Source organism: Paenibacillus sp. CFBP 13594 (assembly GCF_014842675.1).
GTDB lineage: Bacteria > Bacillota > Bacilli > Paenibacillales > Paenibacillaceae > Paenibacillus > Paenibacillus amylolyticus_B.
On sequence record NZ_JACYVQ010000002.1, the window covers coordinates 161386 to 183802 of the forward strand.

Sequence of the window (22417 nt, forward strand, 5' to 3'; positions counted from 1 at the left end):
ACACAAGTTGACTCGGTAGAAGGAGGAAATCCATGTTCTTCTCTTTAAAAAACCGCCTGATTGCCTTTATCGTTGTCCTGTTTGTCCTCGCTTTTGGTACACTCTCCTACCTGCTCTTCAAGGAATCTCGCACGGTCATTCGCTCTTACATCGAATCCTCTGCTCTTGAGAAAATGGAGGAATACGGTTCATACGTAGATATGGTGCAGATGCAGATCTATGACGCCGCCTCTCTTGTTTTCAATAGTGATACGGGCAAAAACTGGGATAACGCGATCGGTGATCCGAACCTGCCGGAAGGAGAAAAGATGTTGGCCAACCTCGCGATGAGCCGTTTTCTCACTCAGGCAACCAACAGTTACACCAGTATCTCGGATGTATCCATCTATCGACGGAATGGACTGCGAATTGGCAGCGAGAATCAGGTAACATATGACCCTGCCTTTGTACAAGAATCCTGGTATACGAATTTCTACACGTTGGGGGAACGCTGGTTACCTGCACACACCGATCAACATGAACGTGTCAGAGATCATGGTAACCCGGTGGTCAGTCTGCTGATGCCTATTGGCACCTTTCATCATGCTACAGCGCAGAGTGTCATGAAGGTGAATGTCAGTGAATCCTACTTTCTGGAGCCGCTCGGGCGTATCCACCTGGCGGAGAATAGCACTATTTTTCTACTGGGCGAGCAAGGAAATCCCATTCTGTCACAGCAGGCAAACGCGTTAGGTGCTGTAGCTACCGCAGAGATCGATCGATTTCGAAACAGCCCGCTCAAATCCGGTGTGGCATACCTCACTAACCAGGAAGGACAGCGAGACATCCTTGTATTCAAGAAACTGGGCCGTACCGGCTGGATGTTGGCAGGTCTGGCACCTGAAAAGGAAATGTACCTCTCTCTCCATAAGCTCCAAAGCACAATTCTTGTGGTAACAATTGCCCTGATTCTCGTCTCCCTCTTGGCTGCTGCATGGTTATCCCACGGCGTAACCAAACCTTTGACCAGACTGGTGCTGGCGATGAGACAGGTTCAACGAGGGGCTTTTGACCAAGCGGATTCACTTCTGCCTCCAGATAAAAATGTAAAGAGTGAGATCAGTTATGTCATCTTTACCTTCCGTTATATGATCAGTCAGCTGCGGCAGCATATCCAGAATGAATTTGAACTGAAACTTCTTCGCCAGCAAGCAGAGTACAAGGCACTTCTCATACAGATTAATCCACATTTTATGTTTAATACTCTGGAGCTGGTAAGCAGTCTTGCCATTCAGCGCCGAACGGATGATACGGTTCAGGTCATTGAGGATTTGGGTAAAATGATGCGCTTTTCTATCAACACCAATGACGACCGTGTTCCCCTAACCGAAGAGTTGGATTATGTGCAGCGTTATATCTCCATTTTGCAGACTCGTTTCGGTCATAAGCTCGACATTTCGGTAACGTTAGAAGGCACACTGAACTCCGTGATCATCATCAAGTTTATTCTTCAGCCACTTATTGAAAATGCAGTGAAATACAGCTTTCAGCATCAGACAACAGCTCAGGTCCAGATACGGATCAACCGACTGTATGATCGTCTGCATATCCGCGTTTCAGACAACGGACCGGGTATTCCAACAGAGATAATCCATAAAATGCATCACCCTGATGCTTCCCCCTCATTGGAATCCATATTGCTTAATGAAGGCTGGCATATTGGACTTGGCAATGTGATTGCTCGTTGCCGCCTGCATTATGGTGCCTTGTTCACGGTTCATATGAAGAACGATGAGAGCAGTGGCGCATGTATAGAACTGATTCTACCCGTACAGGAGGAATATGATGTACAACGTATTAATCGCAGATGACGAGATTGAAGTTCGCGAAGGGTTGAAATTGAAAGTCGATTGGCATGGCATGGGCTTTGCCATAACAGGAGAAGCGTCTAACGGGATCGAAGCGGATGAACTTTTACAATCTGAACATTTTGACTTGTTGATTACCGATATGAATATGCCTGTTATGAATGGCGTCCGATTATTGGATGTCTGCCGCAGTTATAATCCTTCCATTCAGATTGTTATTATCACGGGTTATGAAGATTTTCAATATGCCAGAGCAGGTGTCCGTAGCCAGGTCATGGATTATTTACTGAAGCCTGTAACCCGGGATGAACTAAAAGCCACTTTAGTCAAAATCAAAGCGGATCTGGATGAACAACGTAAAGTGCGAGGCGATTCCGAATTGTTGCAATGGCGACTCTCTCAGTATTACCGGGAAATGAAAGAACGTTTCCTTCTTGATCTCGTCAAAGGCAATCGCCTACCGCCTTCCTCCATGCCAGAACGGCTGAGATTGTTCCATCTCGAATCATGGCAGGATCAGAAGGTCTGTTTCATCACCGCCAGTATGAGTCACTCGGACAAGCAGGATCTTCGAGAAGATCGCTTACACGAGCAGATGCATCTTCCTTTTGAGATGGTATGTTATGAAATCGCCCAGTCTGATTCAGACAATGTCCAGGTATTTCATGATTCGGCACACGCAGGGATCATGCATTTCATCACAGCAGACGGTGTGCAACACGAGTTCATCCAACAGCTCGCGGGACATACGGCATCCGTTTTTTCCATGAATATTAGGGTTGGGATTGGACGATCTGTATCTGGACTTGAGCACTGGAAAGAAGGTTATATCCATTCCCTTTTGGCATGGAATTCAGCTGAACGGGCTGTCAGCGGGCTGAACCCTCAGACAGGAACAGACTATAGTCCATTACTGCCTGAAGAAACGACACGAACGCTGCATCGTTGCCTCATTCGTGGGGAACTGGACTCCTTCCGCAGCATCATCCACAAGGAAATTCACGAGGCATTCCAGCTCTCTCCGTCCCGAATGACACGAAGTATTTTTCAAATTTCACTGTTGATGGATTATCCTATGGCCCCGGAATGGATACTGTGGCTTAAGACGCCAGATCAAGCAGAACGCTTATTAATGCAATGGGCTCAAGACTTCCTAGGTCGACAACTTCCTTCGGAAAATGGGGATGGGACGGTTATAGAGTTAGCCAAGCGATATATCGAAGAGAACTATATGCAGGAGCTCACGTTGACGTTACTCGCTGAACGATTCAACTATTACCCTACCTATTTCTCCGAATTGTTTAAGGAAGGGGCAGGTACCTCTTTTGTTCAATATGTGACGGGCGTTCGGATGAAACATGCCTTGCAACTGCTGAAGGAAACCCAATTAACCGTATGGGATATTACTGAGCTGACAGGTTTCAGTTCGCCAAGTTATTTCAGTTCGAAATTCAAAAGAATGTTCAACATGAGTCCTTCAGACTATCGGTTGCAGCATTCCGAAAAAATCGATAACCATGATCCGAAGAAATAAGATTCAAGCTTCTCCCCTTCCCCGGTATGATGTGGTTACCAAGTAAACGCCGCATGTTGTAAGCGGATTCACAGTGGGTAACCATGAATTTTATCCATGCAGAAGGGAGGCACATGATGAAAAAACAGACCAAGCCCTTATACGGTCAGCAGAATACCACAGCCTACTTGTTTCTTCTGCCCTGGCTGATCGGACTCTTCTGTCTGACACTGGGACCGATGATTGCGTCCCTATACTTATCCATGACCAAATTCAATCTGCTGTCATCACCGACTTGGACCGGACTTAGCAACTATGTTCACATTTTTACCGAGGACGATACTTTTCGCAGGTCCCTGGGGCTGACATTTTATTATGTCTTTTTATCCGTTCCCCTAAGACTTGCCTTTGCTCTACTGGTGGCAATGGCGCTGAACAAAGGAATTCGAGCCCTCGGCATCTACCGGACCGTATATTACATCCCTTCCCTCTTGGGTGGCAGCGTCGCGATTGCAATCGTCTGGCGGCAACTTTTTGAGGGGAATGGATTGGTCAATCAGTTTTTAAGCTGGTTTGGTATCTCGGGACCATCCTGGATTGCGCATCCGGACTATGTAGTCTATACCATCATCACGCTATCCGTGTGGCAATTCGGATCTGCCATGGTTATCTTTCTTGCGGGTCTGAAACAGATCCCGGCAGACTTATATGAAGCTTCCGATGTCGATGGGGCGGGAAAGATACGTCAATTTTTCGGAATTACCCTGCCCATGCTCTCCCCCGTTATCTTTTTTAACCTGATCATGAGCATGATCAATTCATTCCAGGCGTTTACACCCGCTTACGTGATCGGAGATGGCCGCGGGGGTCCACTCGATGCAACAATGTTCTATACCCTGTACCTGTATCTGAAAGGTTTCTCGTTCTTTGATATGGGTTATGCTTCGGCTCTGGCTTGGATCATGTTGGTCATTATCGGAGTATTCACCGCAATCGTCTTTGTTACATCCCGATTTTGGGTGTTCTACGGGGATAATCAGGAGGGGAGGTAATGCATATGCCAATCAAACGACAACTGGTTCAGGCCGGGAGGCATGCCGCCATTATACTTTTCGGTCTGCTGATGTTATATCCTGTACTATGGTTAATTCTCAGTTCGTTTAAACCGAACCATCTCATTTTCACCAGTGGCAGTCTTTTCCCAACCAGCTTCACGCTGGAGCACTATATTAATGGCTGGAAAGGTCTGCAGGGCATCTCATTTGGCCGTTTCTTCGGCAACTCCGTTCTGATCTCGGTCATGAGTGTGCTGGGTAATGTGATCTCCTGTTCCCTTGCAGCCTTTGCTTTCTCCAGATTGAAGTTCAGATTCAAAGGCCTGTGGTTCAGCATGATGTTGATCACAATTATGTTGCCTTACCATGTTACTCTGGTGCCCCAGTACATTCTCTATAATGAGCTTCAATGGATTAATACGTATTTCCCGCTGATTCTGCCCAAGTGGCTCGCGCAGGATTCCTTCTTCATCTTGCTCATGGTTCAATTCATACGCGGTATACCGCGGGAACTGGACGAGAGTGCAACCATTGACGGTTGCGGGCAATCACAGATCTTTTTCAGAATCGTAGTGCCTCTGCTCGTTCCGGCACTGATTACAACAGCGATCTTCACCTTCCTGTGGAGCTGGGATGACTTTTTCAGCCAGATGATCTATCTGAGCAAAATTGATCTGTTCACCGTGCAGCTGGGCATCCGGTCTCTCTTTGACCCCTCAGGACAATCCGATTGGGGCGCATTGCTCGCCATGTCTACCCTGTCACTGCTTCCCGTGACCATCATCTTTTTACTGTTTCAGCGATATTTCCTTGAAGGCATTGCAACAACAGGTCTGAAGTAACAACACGTTTCTCATTATCCATAGTCAGGGGGATTCACCATGTTCAAACGTTTCATGATTGGTATAATCACTTCACTTTTGTTATTCGTAACAGCTTGCTCTGGAACAGACCATACAGGTGCTACTAATAATACAGGCGATGGTAATAACAATGGAACTACCGAGGGCGGACAGGTCGAACTTCGCATCATGTGGTGGGGTGACCAGAAACGGGCAGATATTACGAATGAAGCCCTCAAGATCTTTCAGGCAAAACACCCGGAAATTAAAATTTCAGGAGAATTTGCACCCTCCTCTGGATATTTCGACAAGCTGAATACCCAGTTGGCATCAGGCACAGCACCGGATATCTTTTTCCTCGGTGGAAATGTCGTTGATTATGCAAAAAAAGATGTCCTGCTCAACCTGGACCCATATGTTGGCAACGAACTGAATCTCGATGGTATGGATGAAACGATGATCGAATACGGACGTCTCGACGGGAAGTTGCAACATATCTCTGCCGGTGCGAACGCACGGGGAATTGTTGTTAACAAGGCACTCTTTGAGAAAGCCGGCGTGCCTTTGCCAGCTTCGGATTGGGACTGGGCGGACTATGCCGCCATCAGCAAGGAGTTATCCGACAAACTCGGGGACGGCTTCTATGGAACCTATAATTTCACCGTCGACGGGATGGATATTTATCTAAAACAACGGGGTAAACAACTGTATGACATGAAAAATGGCACACTTGGATTCGCCAAGGAAGACATTCTGGAATGGTTCCAGTATTGGGAAAAGACTTCGGCATCCGGCGGTGTAGTCACACCGGAATTGCAGGTATCCAACCCGCATGATGATACCAGTAAATCCCTGTTGATCACAGGCAAAGCAGCCATGACTCTACTACCATCCAACCAACTCGCTGCATTCCAGAGCTTGACGGAAGATCCTTTGGTTCTTCTCCCTGTACCACGAGGTCCTAAGGGAACGGGTGTTGTATTTGAATCCAGTCAGGGATTATCAGGTTACGCGAATACCAAACATCCGAAGGAAGTGGCAATGTTAATGGACTTCTGGATTCATGATCCGGAAGCAGCCAAAATCCTCGGTAATGACCGCGGCGTGCCCGTTACGGAAGCCAATCGTACTCTTCTTCAGGAAGGTGCAGGCCCTGTGGAGGAGATTGTCTATAACTATACAAATCTTGTCTCTGAAGCTACGAAGACTGAACCTTTTGAGGTGAGTTACAATCCTCCGGGATTTGCAGAGTTCTCCAAGTTAGCTCAGACGACAAATCAAGAGATCGGATTTGGACGAAAAAGTGTAGAGCAAGCTGTCTCCGACTTCTATAACGGAACCGTTCGTATTTTTGAATCGAATCAATAACCAGAAACAGAATCTGTGAGGAGGAACATATGACAGAAGAGATACTGAATCGGCTGCGCAACATTTCGATTATGGATCAAGTTCAGCCTGTTAAACCGGAAGATCAGCAATTATTACAGGAATGGCATGCGTCGGGTGTCCGGTTTGCAGCATCGGGCGGACGAATGGAAGCTACGTATTATGCAGCAGTGGAAAAATTGCTTGCTTGCATCCTGCCCATGGGAGACAGTGATCCCATTTTACAAGAAGGTGGCATCTATCTGGGATGTTGGTTAGAGAGCACAGGTACCATCAATGCGGAGCTGCTGTCTCGCCTGCTGCCTTCCGTGTCCGAAACAACGTACCTCGCATTAGCCGAGCAGCAAAGAGATGATGGATTGCTTCCGTATAAACTTACGGCAAACGGGCCCTCTTTCCGGCAAATCCAATTGGTCACTCCACTGGCACGCAGTGTATGGAACCACTATCAGCTTCATGACAATCATGGCAAGCAGTCGCCTTTCCTGAACACCATGTATAAGGCTATGGTTCGTTACGATGAGTGGATTGCCCGCAACCGTAATACCCGAGGAAGCGGCTGTGTAGAAGCTTTCAGTACGTTTGACACTGGACATGACTTATCCCCCCGGTTCTGGCATGTTCCGGATACACCTTATATGAATGATGCTTCTGCCTATCACCCGGATTCTCCAATTCTGCCTTTTCTGGCACCAGATCTGACCGCCAATATCTATTGTCAGCGCATGTATCTGTCCCGCATGGCTGAGGAGTTGGGGGAGTCGGGAACGGATTGGAAAGCCAAAGCCGAGTCCAGCCTGGAACGTCTCTTCCGTTATTGTTACGACGAACAGGATATGTTCTTCTATGATCGGGATCGCAATGACGAATTCGTCAGAGTGCAATCCGATGTGCTGCTCCGCGTGATGGCCTGCGAGGTGGGCGAGCGTGAATTGTTCGATAATCTACTGCGTCGGTACTTGTTGAATACAAGCAAGTTTTTCGCAAAATACCCATTTACATCAATTTCAATGGATGATCCCAGATTTGATCCCTTTTCCTCCTATAACAGCTGGGGAGGGGCATCCAATTTTCTGAGTCTGATTCGGGCACCACACGCATTTGAGTATCATCATCGATATGTGGAGCTAACCTGGGTAATGCAGCCTATCTTGTCCGCTCTATCCAAAGATAAGCGTTTTGGTCAGGTACTCAGCCCATGGACCGGCGAACAAGGTTTTACCGAGACATACTCCCCTTCCATCCTCTGTCTCCTTGATTATGTGGAGCGTTTATGCGGAATTATGCCTGTTGGATCGAATCAGCTCTGGTTTACCGGTCTACTCCCTATCGATATGGATCATGGCGAGGTCGTATCTGGCAACACGGCTTATAGCCGAAAAGTCAACGGAGTAGGATATGAATTGGTCAACACCCCTGATCGCATGACGGTATATCTGGAAGGCAAGGTTCATCTGGATGGCCCGTCAGGGATTCGACTGGTGACGGATCATAGTGGACATCTGGAAGGCGTAATTGGAATGAGCGTCCGCACCGTCGAGGGAGAGCTTTACTATCAAGGAAAGCGCATTCCGATTCAGATCAAAGGAAATGAAATGCAGCGTTATGCTGATGGAAATTTGAAAACCGAGCGCGATATTGGCATCATCTATCCTACGTATCGTTAATGGTTTGTATGCAAAAAGCGCAAGTTGCGGAGGTTTACTGCCCCTGCACTTGCGCTTTTCCCTTTTGCGTGTTTACATTTCTTTATTTCTTATTCATAAGGACACAAGATAGAAATTGACTACCACTGCGGAAATCATTCTCGCTCTGGTTACAGAGGAGATGAGTTTACCTTACACCTTCCGTTGCCACGCCGGATGACGATAAAATTCAATCGTATCAATATAATTTACCGTGAACTGCTGCTCAACTTCTGACAGGTTCAACAGTTTTCGGTCGATTTGCTTCATCCCCATGACCACATCGTGCCTTAGCAGGTCCATCGCAATTTTGCCTACAAACCCGCCTTCCATCTCCTTATGCTTGGCACGGAACTCTTCATTGTAGATCAGTTCAGGTGTGAATGCCGCTTCGACGAATGCATTAACGAGTGTAAGCTCATTGCCATCCATCTGTACTGCCAGATAATAATTGCCACGCTCATCCTGAATGAGGTCTTTATACATCTCTACGATCATTTGAATCACTCCTCTATTATAAAATGAAACCCCGTTAGCCGTAACGAACATGGGCTATCAAACGTACACCTTCCTACCCCGTTCCTTCATATACTAGGTACAAATGGCGAACGGAGGAATACTTATGAGCTGGCAGCATCTCCATACTGGAAAAACACTTCAGCAGCGCCTGGCACAACTCCAGGGGCACCTTGCAGAACTGAATACTCCACTCTCCGGGCTGGAACCGGGACGTATTCGTCGTGTCTATCCAAGGCAGTTTATCAAAGTAAACCGTCAGTTATTCATTCCACTTAGTCTGAATTCCATTCGGGTATTCGATATTCCTCGAACACGGCGAGGCGTCCGAGTGGGAATCCGCACGACTTTCCCTTCCAGGAATGCATTTAACAATATCAGACTTGTGGGCGTGGGACTGGATTATCTTGAACTTCAGGGAAAAGGCAGAGTCCCTTCCCGTATTTTATTTCCTCTTTCCAGCATCGAGTCGATCTATCGGCCAACCATCGGAAGAAAAAACCTGAAACGGCCTTGTAGGCGGAAGTAAAGCTGGTTCTTTTCGCAAGCCATACAATATTTTCCAAATGTCTGCATACGGGTGCTCCCTTCCAATATATAATTATAACCCATGCAACCACTAATCTGCTGAAGAATCATTTTATGTCAAAAAGCGGTGAGAACAGAACTGCTTCTGTATCTCACCGCTCAGCCAGTTAAGGATCAAGCTGGCCCTTCACATGTGTACATCAGATTCCTGTCCATACATCCTTGGCATAACGACCTTCCTGCTGAAGCTGATTGAGCCAATCTTCTGCTTCCTTCGCGGACTTGCCATGAATATCAGCGTATGCCTGCTGGAGTGTAGCTTCCACATCAGGTGCCATCTTGCTGCCATCACCGCAGATATACAGATGCGCACCCTCTTCAAACAAAGGAATCAGATGCTGAGCATCGTCTCTCATCAGATGCTGTACATAACATTTCTCCTCCCCGTCTACACGGGAGAAGGCCGTATGAAGCTTCACAAGCCCTTCTTGCTGGGCTGCTTCCAATTCATTTTTGTACAGATAATCATGCTCGGGATTTCGGCATCCAAAGTACAGATGGGCTTCGCCAACCTCTTGACCTTGTTCCTTCAATACATGCCTTGCCTGCAAGAAACCTCGGAATGGAGCAACCCCTGTACCCGGGCCTACCATGATGACGGGAACCTGTGTATCCTCCGGCAGTTGGAACCCGGATTCCGGTGTCCGCGTGAACATCACGATCTCGTCACCCGACTTCAGGTTAGCCAGATAGTTGGAAGCAATACCTCTGTATTCTCCCTGTCCACTCCATGCCGGGGCACGCACAACACTGACCGTAATACTCGCTTGATCGGGTTGCACACGCGGTGAACTGGAGATCGAATAATATCTGGCTTTTAATGAAGGCAGTAATTCAAGGAAACGCTCAAACGGCAGTTCACATGCCTCATATTTCACCAGATAATCCAGCATGGAGATCCGTTTATTCCGCACTTCATCCATATACACAGATTCATCAAGCAGCGCTTCAAGTTCCTTCTTATGCGGTGGACATACGGTGTATGCTGCCATTTCTCTCAACTGCGCACGAGTTGCCGCCTCCTGAAGCTCGACGCTATGACTGAGCAGATCATACAGGTTAACCGGTTGATGCAATGGTAGATGTGCGGCACTCCGACCGGATGCATCCAGAACGAGATGCTCCGTTCCGGTAAACCCGTATCGACGAAGTACACGTTCCACAAGTTCCGGTGGATTCTGCGGCAGAATGCCCAGGTGATCCCCTTCCTTGTAGGTTATGCCTTCAGGCAATTTAATCTCCAGGTGACGTGTGCTGCGTTCACTGCCCGCGTCGTGAAGCTCCCTGTTCTCTAGCACTTCTGCCACATGAGCATCATACGTATCCGCAAGCGGTGTTACGGCGAGCCCACTGACAAACTGTACAGATAGTGAACTGCGTTCGCTATTGGAGCTTGTGTTCAGTTTCAGTCCCATCGTTCGTGCGAGATCCGGCCATAATTGCTCTGTCCAATCCCCCACCTGTTTCTCGAAATCTCCACTGGCATCTGACTCACCCAGCGGTGATAACCGCTCTGCTCCTCTGGAAGATAACTGTTCATCGATTAAACGCGGAATACGCTGATAGGTGCTGGCCCAGTTGTGGTCACCGCATCCAAGAACCGCGAAACGCACACCTTTGAATTCATTCGCATCTGCATGTTCGATCCACTCGACAAACATCTTGGCATTACTTGGCGGCTGACCGTTATAGGATGCACTGACAATAATGACGGCACCCTCCTTTGGCAGTTTGCCAACACGATCATCCAGCGCAGCGACCTCACTGCGGAAACCCTGGTATCTGGCGGTATCGGCAATTTCACGTGCAATGCCTTCGGCTGTACCCAGATTGGAACCGTACAGAACAAGCATTGGTGTGTGATGGGCATTGGCCGCATCCGGCTCTGTTCTTTTGGCAATCGGCTTTGGTTCTTCGACCGCTACACCCGGAACGGCCATGACGGGCTGCCCCCCACGCGCACGTACACGAATGGTGAAGTTATCCGGTTTGAGCGTCAGCGTTTCTTTCACCTTTAACTGATAATCGGAATGATCTATGAAGTCAAAATGCTTCAACGCCATGCCCAGTACCAGCGTTGCTTCCTGAAGTGCAAACTGCTGACCAATGCAGGCCCGTTGACCGTTACCAAAAGGTTTGTAGGCATCATGCGGCACTTTGCTCGGATCTTCGAACCGTTCCGGGCGGAATTCCTCTACATCGTCTCCCCAGGCTTCGCGGTCACGATGCAGCTTGGGAATAAGTACACTGACGCTGTCTCCTTTTTGCAAAGGATATTGACCCGCAAGTACCGTGTCCTCTTTTGCATACAGAGAAAATGCCGGGGCCGTCGGCCACAACCGCAAGGCTTCATTCAAAACCATACGAACGTACTTCAGATTGCGAACCTGGTTGTACGTGGGAACCGGATCTTTCAGAATCTGATCCACCTCAGCTTGAGCTTTAGCCAGCGTATCCGGATTCTTCATCAGATAATAAACGGCGAAGGATAACAGTCCACTTGTGGTCTCATGTCCAGCAATCAGGAATGTAATAATCTGATAACGGATATTCTCATCATCCAGCGTTTCTCCTGTCTCCGGGTCCTTGCCGCTGAGCATGTGGGACAACAGATCATCTGCGCCTTCCTGCGGTTTCTCTTTACGCTCGGCAATAATGTGATCCACCAAAGAGAACATGGAACGGATATCCTGTTCAAACTGTTTCTTTTTGGTGATCATCAGCTTGTCTTGCAGACGCAGTCGCTGCAATGAACTCATGGATTCATCCAATGCACGGACCATACTCGTAATGAATGGATGTGGTTCTTCCCGGTAGAAGCTATTAAACCGATAGTTGAACCCACAGAGTCCAATCGTGTCGAGCGTAAGACGTGTCATATCATCCGGAACATTAACCGTCTCATCCGGGTTCAATCGTGACCATTTCTGAACCAGCTGCACAGCCAGATCAATCATTTTGTTGTGATATCCCTGCATGGCACGTTGACTGAAACTTGGCAGCAGTACGTTATGGGCTTTTTTCCAATTCGGCTCCTCGGTCCAACTCGTAAATAGCCCATCTCCTGCAAAAGCACGAACCTTCGCAAGGGGTGCCCACACACGTTTGTCGAATTTGGATTCATCCGTTACCTCGGCGACCAGTTTGTGACCGGAAATATACAATTCACTTCGCCCGGGGTACTCCATACGAAAGATCGGTCCATATTCTTCAGCCAGTTTCACCAGGGACTGCACCGGCTCTTCAAAGTTCAATTGCGGCAAATTACCCAGCGGGCCAAATGTTTTTGGTTGAGGTACTGAAATTGGTGGCATGACGCTCACTCCTTCTTTCCAAGTTAAGAGTTATACAACTAAAAAATAATGACTTAATTACAACGCAATTGCACTTACTCTTCAGATCAACAGATTCAAGTTATTTTTTGCACATTTTCATATTTCATCCAGATAACGATAAAACCATAATAAAACCAACTGACTGAAATGGTATATTGGTCATTTTTGAATAAAAAAAATGGAGGACTTCGTTATCTTCTTTTACCCTAACATTTCCAGTTCTAATCTTCAACAGTCCCAAAGTCATAGGACCTCAGGACAGGGATTAAGATATACTTATGATTTCTTTAACAGAATCTGAATAGCCGACTCCATCTCTAATGGAGCAACTGTCGTTTCATAACGGCCACGGACGTTCCCGCTGCGGTCAACCAGGAATTTGGTGAAATTCCATTTGATCCCGTCTCCTTGGTACAATTCTGGATGCTTCTCCTTCACAAAGGTGTCCATCCACTGTCCTTCCTTCGTGTCCAGATCATAACCTTGAAATGGCGCTTCTTCAATCAGATAACGGAACAAAGGATGCATGAATTGCCCAACGACCTCAACCTTCTCGAGGATCGGAAAGGAGATCTGAAACTGACTCCTGCAATACTCGGCAATCTCAACGCTACTGCCAGGTTCTTTCTCGTTAAACTGGTTGCATGGAAACGCCAGAATCTCCAGCCCCTGATCACCATATTTCTCATACATCTGCTGAAGTTCACTGAATTGCCGGGAGTAGCTGCACCGACTTGCTGTATTCACAATAAGCAGAACCTTCCCTTTAAAAGCAGCAAAATCACCCTCGTGTGCCTCCATAAATGGAACTTGGTAAGAAAATATACTCATCTATATTCATCCTCCTATTTGTCTTTTGTATCTCATATGAATTCTATCTTGAGATGGATTATACACCTCCCTTATTAATAGGTGAAATATATAATTAATATAATTTTAATAGTTTTTAACTATAGTAGACCAAATAAAAAACTGCCCTCAGCAGTCAAATACTGCATCTCGGACAGTTATCAAAATCATAATGTGCCATCACACTCAGCACACCGTTAACCCATAATTAAACCATATACAATGCCTGGTCCGTGTACCCCAATGGTTAAATCATTTTCAATATCGGAAGATCGGCTTGGCCCTGAAATAAAGTGGATACCTGCCGGAAGATTCTCTCTTCCCGCTTCGTCAAATCGATCCAGCGTCTCCCCCAGTCTGGTGTACAGTCGGTCTACTGGAATAATGATGATGAGTACCGTAGGCAACAGACTAACCGAGCGACCTTTTTCCGGTGAAGAAAGTACAGTAACCGAGCCTGTGTATGCTGTTGCATAATCCGCCATGACCACACCGATATCAGCCTCAGCTGCACGAGCCTTCCAGTTCTCATCGGCTTGACTATTCCAGACTGAGATCTGTACATCCGGGAGCTGCGCTTCCAAACCGAGATCCTCAAGCGCCTCTTCATTTTGACGAATGATATATCTGGCACTCAGTTCATGAGATTTGTTAGCAATAAATTGAGACACTTCTTCCATGTTCTGAACCCGGGCAATGTGGGCTCCTACACTCACAAAATTATCGGTGAATGCTTGAATACGCTTCTCTTCATCCCATTCCAATTCAGTCCAAAAGTCGGGTGCTCCCCGAAAGGGTTGGGTCGGCGCTTGGCGTTGCCTTGGTCTTCTCAATTTCGAAGCAATGTCATTCATAAACTGCTCCTGTTTCTCAATGGACTTCTTCTCCAATTGTGCAAGCCATTGCTGATGTTCAGTGACCATGCTTCTTCCCCTCCCCTTCTTCTCGTTCACGAATAATCTGCTCCATACGGCTGCGAACGGAAGAATCCATGGCTTGTTGCTCCTCGTTCAGTTCCTGATCCAGCTTGTTCCATTGTTGCCGGAAGGATTTCTTGGCGAGACTTGGCGCAACCCGATAATTGTTCCAGCCTTTGAGTGGACCCAGCTTGAGAGAAATGCCGTTGTTGCGTACAATTGCCTTCTGCCCAATCTGTCCCAGACGTATGGCCGCACTGAAACGTTTGGAATTGGATACAACGGCAGCAAATCCCTTCATGCCCATGCTTTCCATTTTGTTTCCATGGCCATCTTCCACTTTACGCCTGCGTAGATAAACGAGCATATCATGCAATGGAATTTTAACTGGACATGCTTCATAACAGGCTCCGCACAGACTCGATGCTCCCGCAATATCGTTCCATTCATCAATGTTGCCATTGAGTGCAGGTGTCAGTACCGCGCCAATCGGACCACTATAGGTTCCGCCGTAGGCATGACCTCCAATATGACGATATACCGGGCAAGCATTCAGACAAGCACCACAGCGAATACAATTCAGCAACTCCTGGAATTCAGGATCACCGAGCTGTAAGGATCGACCGTTGTCCACGATAATAATGTGCATTTCATCTGGTCCATCGGCATCCGCTGTACGACGCGGACCTGTGATGCCTGACATGTACATTGTCAGTTTCTGACCTGTTGCAGAACGCGGCAACAAGGTTGCCATGACCTCCAGATCCGTCCACGACGGGATGATGCGCTCCATACCCATCAGTGTAATCTGCGTTTTTGGAACAGTGGATACCATACGGGCATTACCTTCATTTTCGAACAAAACCATGGAACCTGTCTCTGCAATCGCAAAATTGCAGCCGGTCATGCCGATATCTGCTTCAAGGAATTTCTCGCGCAGCTTTTTGCGAACAAATCCGGCAAGTACCGTTGTGTCCGGCTCCAGAATTTCACCCGCTTCCTTCGATAACAACTCTGCAATCTGATAGCGGTTCTTATGGATGGCTGGAATGACAATATGAGATGGGGCTTCGCCTGCCAACTGTATGATGTATTCACCCAGGTCGGTCTCGATAGCTTCAATACCCGCCGACTCCAGCACATGATTCAGATGTACTTCCTCCGACACCATCGATTTGGACTTTACCACTGTAGACGCCTGTTTGTGAGCCGCAATATCGAGTGCAATCGCCGCTGCTTCTACCGATGTATCTGCAAAATGAATATGGACCCCGTTCGCACGGGCGTTATTCACAAATTCATTCAGATAATAATCCAGATGCGCAATCGTATGCAGACGAATCTGACGTCCACGTTCCCGCCATTCATCCCAGTTTCCATGTTCTTCTGAGGCCGACTTCTTCCCGTTACGCAATCGTTCTGTTGTGAATTTGACCGCTTTACGCAGAAAATCATCATTCAAGGCCAGTCCGGCACGTTCTTTGACCGTAGTATCCATAACTCCCGGTTGGCTCATCCTGTTCGCACCCCCTCATACAGTAGTTCCGCCAGATGCATCACACGCACCGGTTCATTCCGATAACGCAGATTACCTGCGATATTCATCAGACAGGCCATGTCCAGACCAACCAGCACTTCGGCTTGGGTCTCTTTGACATGATCAACTTTCTCCGTCACCATCGCTCCCGAAATATCGGACATTTTAATGGCAAACGTACCCCCAAACCCGCAGCAATCCTCAGCAAACGGCAGTGGAACCAATTCCAGTCCCTTTACTTGGGATAGCAATGCCATCGGTTCATCCTTTACACCCAGCAGACGGCTGCCATGACAGGATGGATGATAGGTTACTTTGTGCGGAAAATGTGCGCCCAGATCGGTTATCCCGAGTACCTGAACGAGGAATTGAGTGAATTCATAGGCTTTGGCTTCCAATCGTTTTGCCTTCTCCAACCACACCGGTTCATCCGCGAACAGTTCGGGATAATGATGAATCATATACGTACACGATCCCGAAGGACAGACTACAAAATCACTGTCGTCAAACGCTTCAAGAATCGTTTTGGCCGCTACCCGAGTCTCATCCCAGTACCCGCTATTGTAGGATGGCTGACCACAGCAGGTCTGAATTGGCGGAAAATCCAGCCGAACGCCATGAGCGGCGAGCAATCTAACCATGGCCTCCCCCACTCGGGGATAGATGGCATCGCTGAGGCAGGTAATGAATAAGGAGACCTTCATAATTACACGCTCCTATTAACTGATTAGTAGATGATTGACTAAAAATATTGAATAAGAATATTTACAATGAACACTCCGATGACAGAATAACCTTCCGATCGCTGTTATCCCCAGATTTTTAAATTTACTTTTTAAAGGGTAAAATCCGGGGATAAAGGCGCACGCTTCGCTTCTTCAAGTTATTTCTGTCCTCTCCGTTTCGTGTAAATGTTTAGTTCATTTTATATTAGTAAATTCTAAAAGCTTAAACTGTAATAATCCCTATGTCGTATCCACTCAAACGGTCTGTCTGTTCAGCCTCCAATGGCTGATCGGTAACGATCGTATGGACTGCATCTAACCCGGATACACGAGCAAAAGCACGGACACCAAATTTACTGGCATCGGCAAGTAAGATGACCTGATCGGATATGCCAACCATCTTCTGCTTCAGCCTTGCCTGGAGTTCATTGGATTCACTGATTCCGCCACCTTCGAGATGTACACCTTTGCACGACATGAACATTTTATCCACGTGATACGTTTCCAGAGAACGCTCCGCGAGCGGCCCAACAAAAGACAACGAGCGAGATGCCAACTGGCCTCCTGTTGAGATGACCTCAACCTTGTCACGGCTGCTGAGTTCGGTGGCGATTTGAATCGAGTTGGTTAAAACCGTCAGCGGGAAATCCGGCATGTTCGCTGCCATATAACCTGCCGTTGTGCTCGCATCCAACAGAATGCGATCACCCGGATTAATCATCGCCAGAGCCGCTTGTGCAATCCGCTTTTTCTCTTCCGCATGGGTTGTCTCCCTGATCCGGTAAGGGATCTCCGGCTGATCTTCCTTCACACTCACGGCACCACCGTGAGAGCGACGCAGTCGTCCTGCCTGTTCCAGACGATCCAGATCTCGCCGGATGGTTTCCTCCGTCACCCGGCAGCGCTCACTAAGCTCGGATACACGCATACTGCCCTTAACATTCACCATCTCCACAATCCGGTCATACCGCTCGGCTGCCAACATGTTACATCTCACTCCCCGCTTGTGAAGTAGCTGAAGCCGTCACACGCAGAAATCTGCCGTAAGCCTCTTCCCAGATTGCCCCGTCCTGCGGCTCATACGCAGTTACCGGAAATGAATCACGAATAGCCTTGCGAGCTTCCCAGATATCCTTAAAAGCTCCACTCGCCATCCATTGCACAGCCATATTCCCGATAGCACTTCCCTCTGCTGGACCCGCCCATACCGGCTTGCCAATGGAATTCGCAGTCCACTGACATAACAGGCGGTTCTGGATACCTCCACCGACCATATGCAATCCGTTGAACGACTGTCCCGATAATTGTTCCGTCCATCCCAGAACTCTTCTATACTTCAATGCCAGACTCTCCAGAATTGCCCGGGCAATAGCCCCCTGATCCGTGGGTACCACTTGCCCTGTATCACGGCAATACTGGCGTATTCGGGTAGTCATATCTCCTGCTGGCATGAACAGTTCATCATCCGGATCAAACAAACTTGCAAATGGAGGTGCCTGTTCCGCCTTTGCCAATAACGCATTGTAGCTAATTCCCTGCCCCTGACGCTCCCACTCCCGCATGCTTTCCTGCAAAATCCATAGACCCATAATGTTCTTAAGCAGACGGAATGTTCCACCCGCCCCGCCTTCATTCGTGAAGTTCAAAGCCAGACTCTCGGCACTAATCGCAGGATGATCTATCTCCGTCCCCATCAGGGACCAGGTTCCACAGCTCAAGTAAGCAAATGAACGTTCCGTTGCAGGAACAGCCACAACGGCTGAACCCGTATCATGCTCCGCAACGGCGATCACAGGTATAGGAGAAAGGCCAAGGTCGTTACAGATGCTACTGCGCAATTGTCCAACACGGGTGCCAGGCATCACCGCTTCACCAAAGAGTTTCTCCGAAATGCGAATATGCTTCAGCAACTCACCGTCCCATTGACCCTCCGATGGATTATATAATTGTGTTGTCGTGGCATTGGTGAACTCATTCACGGCTTCTCCCGTCAGGAAATATCGAAGCAGATCCGGAATCATGAGAAACCGCTCTGCTTCATGAAGAAGCGGAGAACCGCTACGTTGAAGGGTTGCCAACTGATACAGGGTATTAAAGCTAAGAAACTGAATCCCTGTACGTTCAAAGATTCGCTGAGAGCTCAGTTCTTGGCGTACCTGATCCATCATGCCGTTAAACTGTGTATCACGGTAATGATACGGGTTACCCAGAAGCTCACCATTACTGCCAAGCAGACCAAAATCAACGCCCCAGGAATCGATCCCCAGGCTCTCCGGCTGTTCTCCCTGCTGTTTCACAAGAGTAAGCCCTTGCAACAATTCATGATGCAAACGCAGAATATCCCAGTGCATCCGCTCGCCAACCTTCACTGGTTCATTCTTGAACCGATGAATTTCGCTCGTTTCGATCCCTCGATCATTCAGATGTCCTAGTAGCGCTCTCCCGCTCCCAGCGCCCAAATCATAAGCCAGCACACTCACCGCGCTTCACCAACCTTTCGAACCCATCCTATTTTCCAAACGGCATCTCTTATTTCAGTCCGTAATCCTGTACTTTATGCTGTATTTATTGTTTGTTTGTTTTTGTTTGATACTGTTTTACTTTATTTTACGAGTATATCACCATTGTAAGCGTTTGAATACCCTTCGGTTTTTCTTTCTTTTGGGTATACCAAAAACGACTCTCTCCCACTTGGGAGGAGCCGCAGTTCTTGTTTTACGTATAAAATTGACCATTGTTTACTCCCGACTGGGGCTGTACATCTCTCTCAAAATGCTTGAAACGTGTCCCTTGATACGTCAGCATCCCTCGATCATTTTCCACCATCATGCCATAATGGTTTCCGCCAACAATTAGTTCAGCGCGCTCCCCATTGTCGAATTCAAATGTAACATAATACCGGGTAGTCGCACTGCTATCCCCGCTGCCACCTGATACTTCCGTTCGTTTGGCCACCACCGTTGAGTGCAGGGTTAACAAGGCCGCTGCGTTATTCGATGACCATGTGCGTACCCCTGAGATGATGGCATATACAATCACACCCGCAACAATAAGAAATACGGCACCAATAAAAATGGAAGCAAACGCACCCATGGCACCAAACTCATTCAATCCCGAAAAAAAACCACCCTGATTGCCTTCAAAACCCGGTACTCCACTCATGTCGTCAAACACACCAAAGCCGTCCACGCTTAATTGGCCCATCGATGAGGACACGCTCGTTAACGCCATTCATCATCGTTCCTTTCCCCTTGCAAAATAAGATGCACCGCCCCCACGCAAGGAAGGCGGTGCATGCAGACAACCCGTTCTGCCTTGTCCATATACTATATGAACCAGATCAGGAATACAGACGTTCAAGTTCGTCGACCAGACTGCCGACATAAGCAACCGCAGAGCGAATCGGCTCGGGTCCGGACATATCGACACCTGCAAGCTTCATTAACTCCTGCGGCGTGAGACTTCCACCGGCTTTGAGTGCTTCAAGCCAGCGATCTACCGCCGGCTGTCCTTCTTCCCGAATCTGCTGTGCTGCCGCTGTGGAAGCGGTCAAACCTGCCGCATAGGTATATGGATACAGTCCCATATAATAATGAGGTTGTCTCATCCACGTGAGCTTGGCCCCTTCATCAATCACCAGATCAGGTCCCCAGAATTCAGAGAGGATGTCCCCTTTGAGCTGACTTAACGTCTTCGCCGTAATCGGCTCATCATTAGTTGCGAGTGCATATACCCTGCGCTGCAATTCACCTTCCAGTAGATGCGTAACGAAGTTATGGTAATACGTATTCAACAGTTGCAAAATGACCCAACGACGCATTCTCGGATTATCGGAACGCTTCAACAGATGATCTGCCAGCAGCATTTCATTCATGGTCGATGGTGCCTCAATGAAATAAAGTGATGGTCTTGTATTCGTGAGCCGTTGGTAACGTCCCGCAAGCATAAAGTGGCCTGCATGTCCCACTTCATGGGCAAGTGTAAATGCTCCGCGCATATTGTTCGCCCATGAGATCAAGATATAGGAGTGTGAACCATATATAGAGGAACAAAATGCCCCTGTGGATTTGCCTGCATTATCTGCGTAATCCACCCAGCGTTCACTGAATGCGCGCTCTACGATCTCGCCATACTCTGGCCCAAGCACATCAAGTGCTTCTCGGATGAGTGTGCACGCCTCATCATATGTAATGGCAGGGCTAAATTCAGGATCAAGCGGGGCCTTCAGATCACAGAACATCAGCTTGTCCAGACCCAGCTCACGTTTCTTGAGAGCGGCCAGTCTGCGCATATGAGGTGCGAGTTCCTGCTGGATAATATCCAGAATATTATTGTACATCTCTTTGCTTACTTGCTGTGGGCTAAGAAGCATATCTGTAACATCGTCGTAACCACGCAGCCTGGATAACACAACTTGCTTCTTCACTTCGGTTGCATAACCTTCTGCAAACGTATTTTTGTAATCATTTAATGTCGAGCTGAACGCAGCATAAGCAGAGCGGCGCAGCTTGGTATCGGATGACATCTCATAATTATTTTCATAGAATGACCAGGACAGTGGCCGATTATTGTCTTCTTCATCGAGAGCATCGTCAAACGTCATGTCTGCCAGTTTACCGCGCAGATAGATACGATATGGCGAATCCAGTACCTCTCCTAGTGAAGCGAGTACCTTCTCGGTCTCTGGGGTAAGCCGATGTGCTTTTTCTCGAATCAAACGCTCCAAACTCCGAGCATACGGCTGCAATCCCGGAAGTTCTGCAAGGTAACGTTCAACGGTTCCCTCCGGCAGATCAACGATCTCCGAATTGACAAAAGACAAGGATGACGACAGATTTGATAGGATATCTCCTGCCTTGGCCGAATTCTCAATATTGACCGGATTGGTGCTGTCCTCTGACTGCTTCAGTCGAGCATAAGAAGCTGTCTTGCCGATACGCTCCTGCAAAGCTTCACGCGCATCCAGACAAGCCAGCAATTGTTCAGCGCCTTCGCCCAGACGTCCTTTGAATGTTTCAATCTGGGCAGCAGCCTTAGGAAGTGATCGAAGTTCCTGCTCCCACTCTACATCGGTTACAAACAAGTCTCTCAGATCCCATGTGGATTCCTGATCTACCTCAGCACGTGTACGTATTTTTTCCATCTTTAGTTGTCATCCTCCTTGTATTTTCCAATATCTCTCATCGTATCATAATCGGTTTATGTATACATGACATTTGCAAATAATGAGACTTTTGGTTCAGGAGAGTATAGATTGGACTAAAGAATATTCACACTTACCACTCCGATGACAGAACAACCTTCCGATCGCTGTTATCCCCTAATTTTTTGATTCAATTTTATAAAGGTGAAAATCCGGTGATAAAGGCGAACGCTCCGCTTCTTCAGGTTCTTTCTGTCCTCTACGTTCTCGTGTGAATGTTTAGTTCAATCTATATAAAAGGGGCATCTGGAAAAAGGCGAGGCGTATGCTTCCGATGTAGCTTTCTTTCAGAAAGCTTTTAGCTCCGCTTCTTCTAGCTATTTCTGTCCCCTACGTTTCGTATAAACTTTTGCTCATGTGACCATGGTTTAAAAGTAACTAAAAAACCGCTGGTTATGGAAGTATCCATTTTCCGGCGG

General features: G+C 47.7%; 17 protein-coding genes. 7 read left to right on the forward strand and 10 right to left on the reverse strand.

Features of this window, described 5'->3' with window-relative positions:
- Positions 1-32 precede the first annotated feature (32 nt).
- The 6 genes from IFU39_RS08060 (at position 33) to IFU39_RS08085 (ending at position 8310) form a co-directional block, all read left to right on the forward strand.
- Positions 33-1850 carry a sensor histidine kinase gene (locus IFU39_RS08060; protein WP_192132124.1) on the forward strand — a complete coding sequence of 606 codons (1818 nt, stop codon included), beginning with the start codon at positions 33-35 and terminating at the stop codon, positions 1848-1850.
- Positions 1825-3381, forward strand: coding sequence for a helix-turn-helix domain-containing protein (locus IFU39_RS08065; protein WP_192132126.1), 1557 nt, complete (start codon positions 1825-1827; stop codon positions 3379-3381). Before IFU39_RS08060 ends, IFU39_RS08065 begins: the two co-directional genes overlap by 26 nt.
- A 116-nt stretch (positions 3382-3497) precedes the next feature.
- On the forward strand, positions 3498-4412 hold the full coding sequence (locus tag IFU39_RS08070) for a carbohydrate ABC transporter permease (protein ID WP_091016954.1): 915 nt from the start codon (positions 3498-3500) through the stop codon (positions 4410-4412).
- A gap of 5 nt (positions 4413-4417) precedes the next feature.
- Positions 4418-5257: a carbohydrate ABC transporter permease gene (locus IFU39_RS08075; RefSeq protein ID WP_091017729.1), complete on the forward strand. Its 840-nt coding sequence runs from the start codon at positions 4418-4420 to the stop codon at positions 5255-5257.
- 39 nt (positions 5258-5296) lie between these two features.
- Positions 5297-6625, forward strand: a complete 1329-nt coding sequence (locus IFU39_RS08080; RefSeq protein ID WP_192132127.1) for an ABC transporter substrate-binding protein — start codon at positions 5297-5299, stop codon at positions 6623-6625.
- A gap of 29 nt (positions 6626-6654) precedes the next feature.
- A complete protein-coding gene (locus IFU39_RS08085; protein ID WP_192132129.1) occupies positions 6655-8310 on the forward strand; it encodes an MGH1-like glycoside hydrolase domain-containing protein in 1656 nt (551 codons plus the stop codon).
- Positions 8311-8481: 171 nt separating this feature from the next.
- On the opposite strand, the gene IFU39_RS08090 is transcribed toward IFU39_RS08085, so the two are convergent.
- Entirely contained in the window at positions 8482-8826 is a 345-nt protein-coding gene (locus IFU39_RS08090; RefSeq protein ID WP_091016960.1) for a hypothetical protein, read from the reverse strand.
- A gap of 124 nt (positions 8827-8950) precedes the next feature.
- Here IFU39_RS08090 and IFU39_RS08095 point away from each other — a divergent pair, with 124 nt between their 5' ends.
- Complete coding sequence (locus tag IFU39_RS08095; protein ID WP_192132131.1) at positions 8951-9373, forward strand: hypothetical protein; 423 nt, start codon at positions 8951-8953, stop codon at positions 9371-9373.
- A gap of 199 nt (positions 9374-9572) precedes the next feature.
- Here IFU39_RS08095 and IFU39_RS08100 read toward each other — a convergent pair whose 3' ends face one another.
- The 9 genes from IFU39_RS08100 to pepF all read right to left on the reverse strand — a co-directional run bounded on the left by IFU39_RS08100 (position 9573) and on the right by pepF (position 21938).
- Entirely contained in the window at positions 9573-12746 is a 3174-nt protein-coding gene (locus tag IFU39_RS08100) for a bifunctional cytochrome P450/NADPH--P450 reductase (protein WP_192132133.1), read from the reverse strand.
- Positions 12747-13043: 297 nt separating this feature from the next.
- Positions 13044-13598, reverse strand: a complete 555-nt coding sequence (locus tag IFU39_RS08105) for a glutathione peroxidase (protein ID WP_192132135.1) — start codon at positions 13596-13598, stop codon at positions 13044-13046.
- Positions 13599-13813: 215 nt separating this feature from the next.
- The gene (locus tag IFU39_RS08110; RefSeq protein ID WP_192132137.1) at positions 13814-14539 is read right to left on the reverse strand and encodes a LutC/YkgG family protein; all 726 of its coding nucleotides are present in this window, start codon (positions 14537-14539) and stop codon (positions 13814-13816) included.
- Complete coding sequence (locus IFU39_RS08115) at positions 14529-16049, reverse strand: LutB/LldF family L-lactate oxidation iron-sulfur protein (protein WP_192132139.1); 1521 nt, start codon at positions 16047-16049, stop codon at positions 14529-14531. The genes IFU39_RS08110 and IFU39_RS08115 overlap by 11 nt, the downstream gene beginning before the upstream one ends.
- Positions 16046-16774, reverse strand: a complete 729-nt coding sequence (locus IFU39_RS08120) for a (Fe-S)-binding protein (protein ID WP_091031478.1) — start codon at positions 16772-16774, stop codon at positions 16046-16048. The genes IFU39_RS08115 and IFU39_RS08120 overlap by 4 nt, the downstream gene beginning before the upstream one ends.
- A 244-nt stretch (positions 16775-17018) precedes the next feature.
- On the reverse strand, positions 17019-17780 hold the full coding sequence (locus IFU39_RS08125) for a DeoR/GlpR family DNA-binding transcription regulator (RefSeq protein WP_192132141.1): 762 nt from the start codon (positions 17778-17780) through the stop codon (positions 17019-17021).
- A 1-nt stretch (position 17781) separates the two neighbouring features.
- Positions 17782-19275, reverse strand: a complete 1494-nt coding sequence (locus IFU39_RS08130) for an FGGY-family carbohydrate kinase (RefSeq protein WP_192132143.1) — start codon at positions 19273-19275, stop codon at positions 17782-17784.
- Positions 19276-19510: 235 nt separating this feature from the next.
- Positions 19511-20011: a DUF2500 domain-containing protein gene (locus IFU39_RS08135; protein WP_342345645.1), complete on the reverse strand. Its 501-nt coding sequence runs from the start codon at positions 20009-20011 to the stop codon at positions 19511-19513.
- A 124-nt stretch (positions 20012-20135) separates the two neighbouring features.
- Positions 20136-21938, reverse strand: a complete 1803-nt coding sequence (pepF, locus tag IFU39_RS08140) for an oligoendopeptidase F (RefSeq protein ID WP_192132144.1) — start codon at positions 21936-21938, stop codon at positions 20136-20138.
- Positions 21939-22417: the final 479 nt, after the last annotated feature.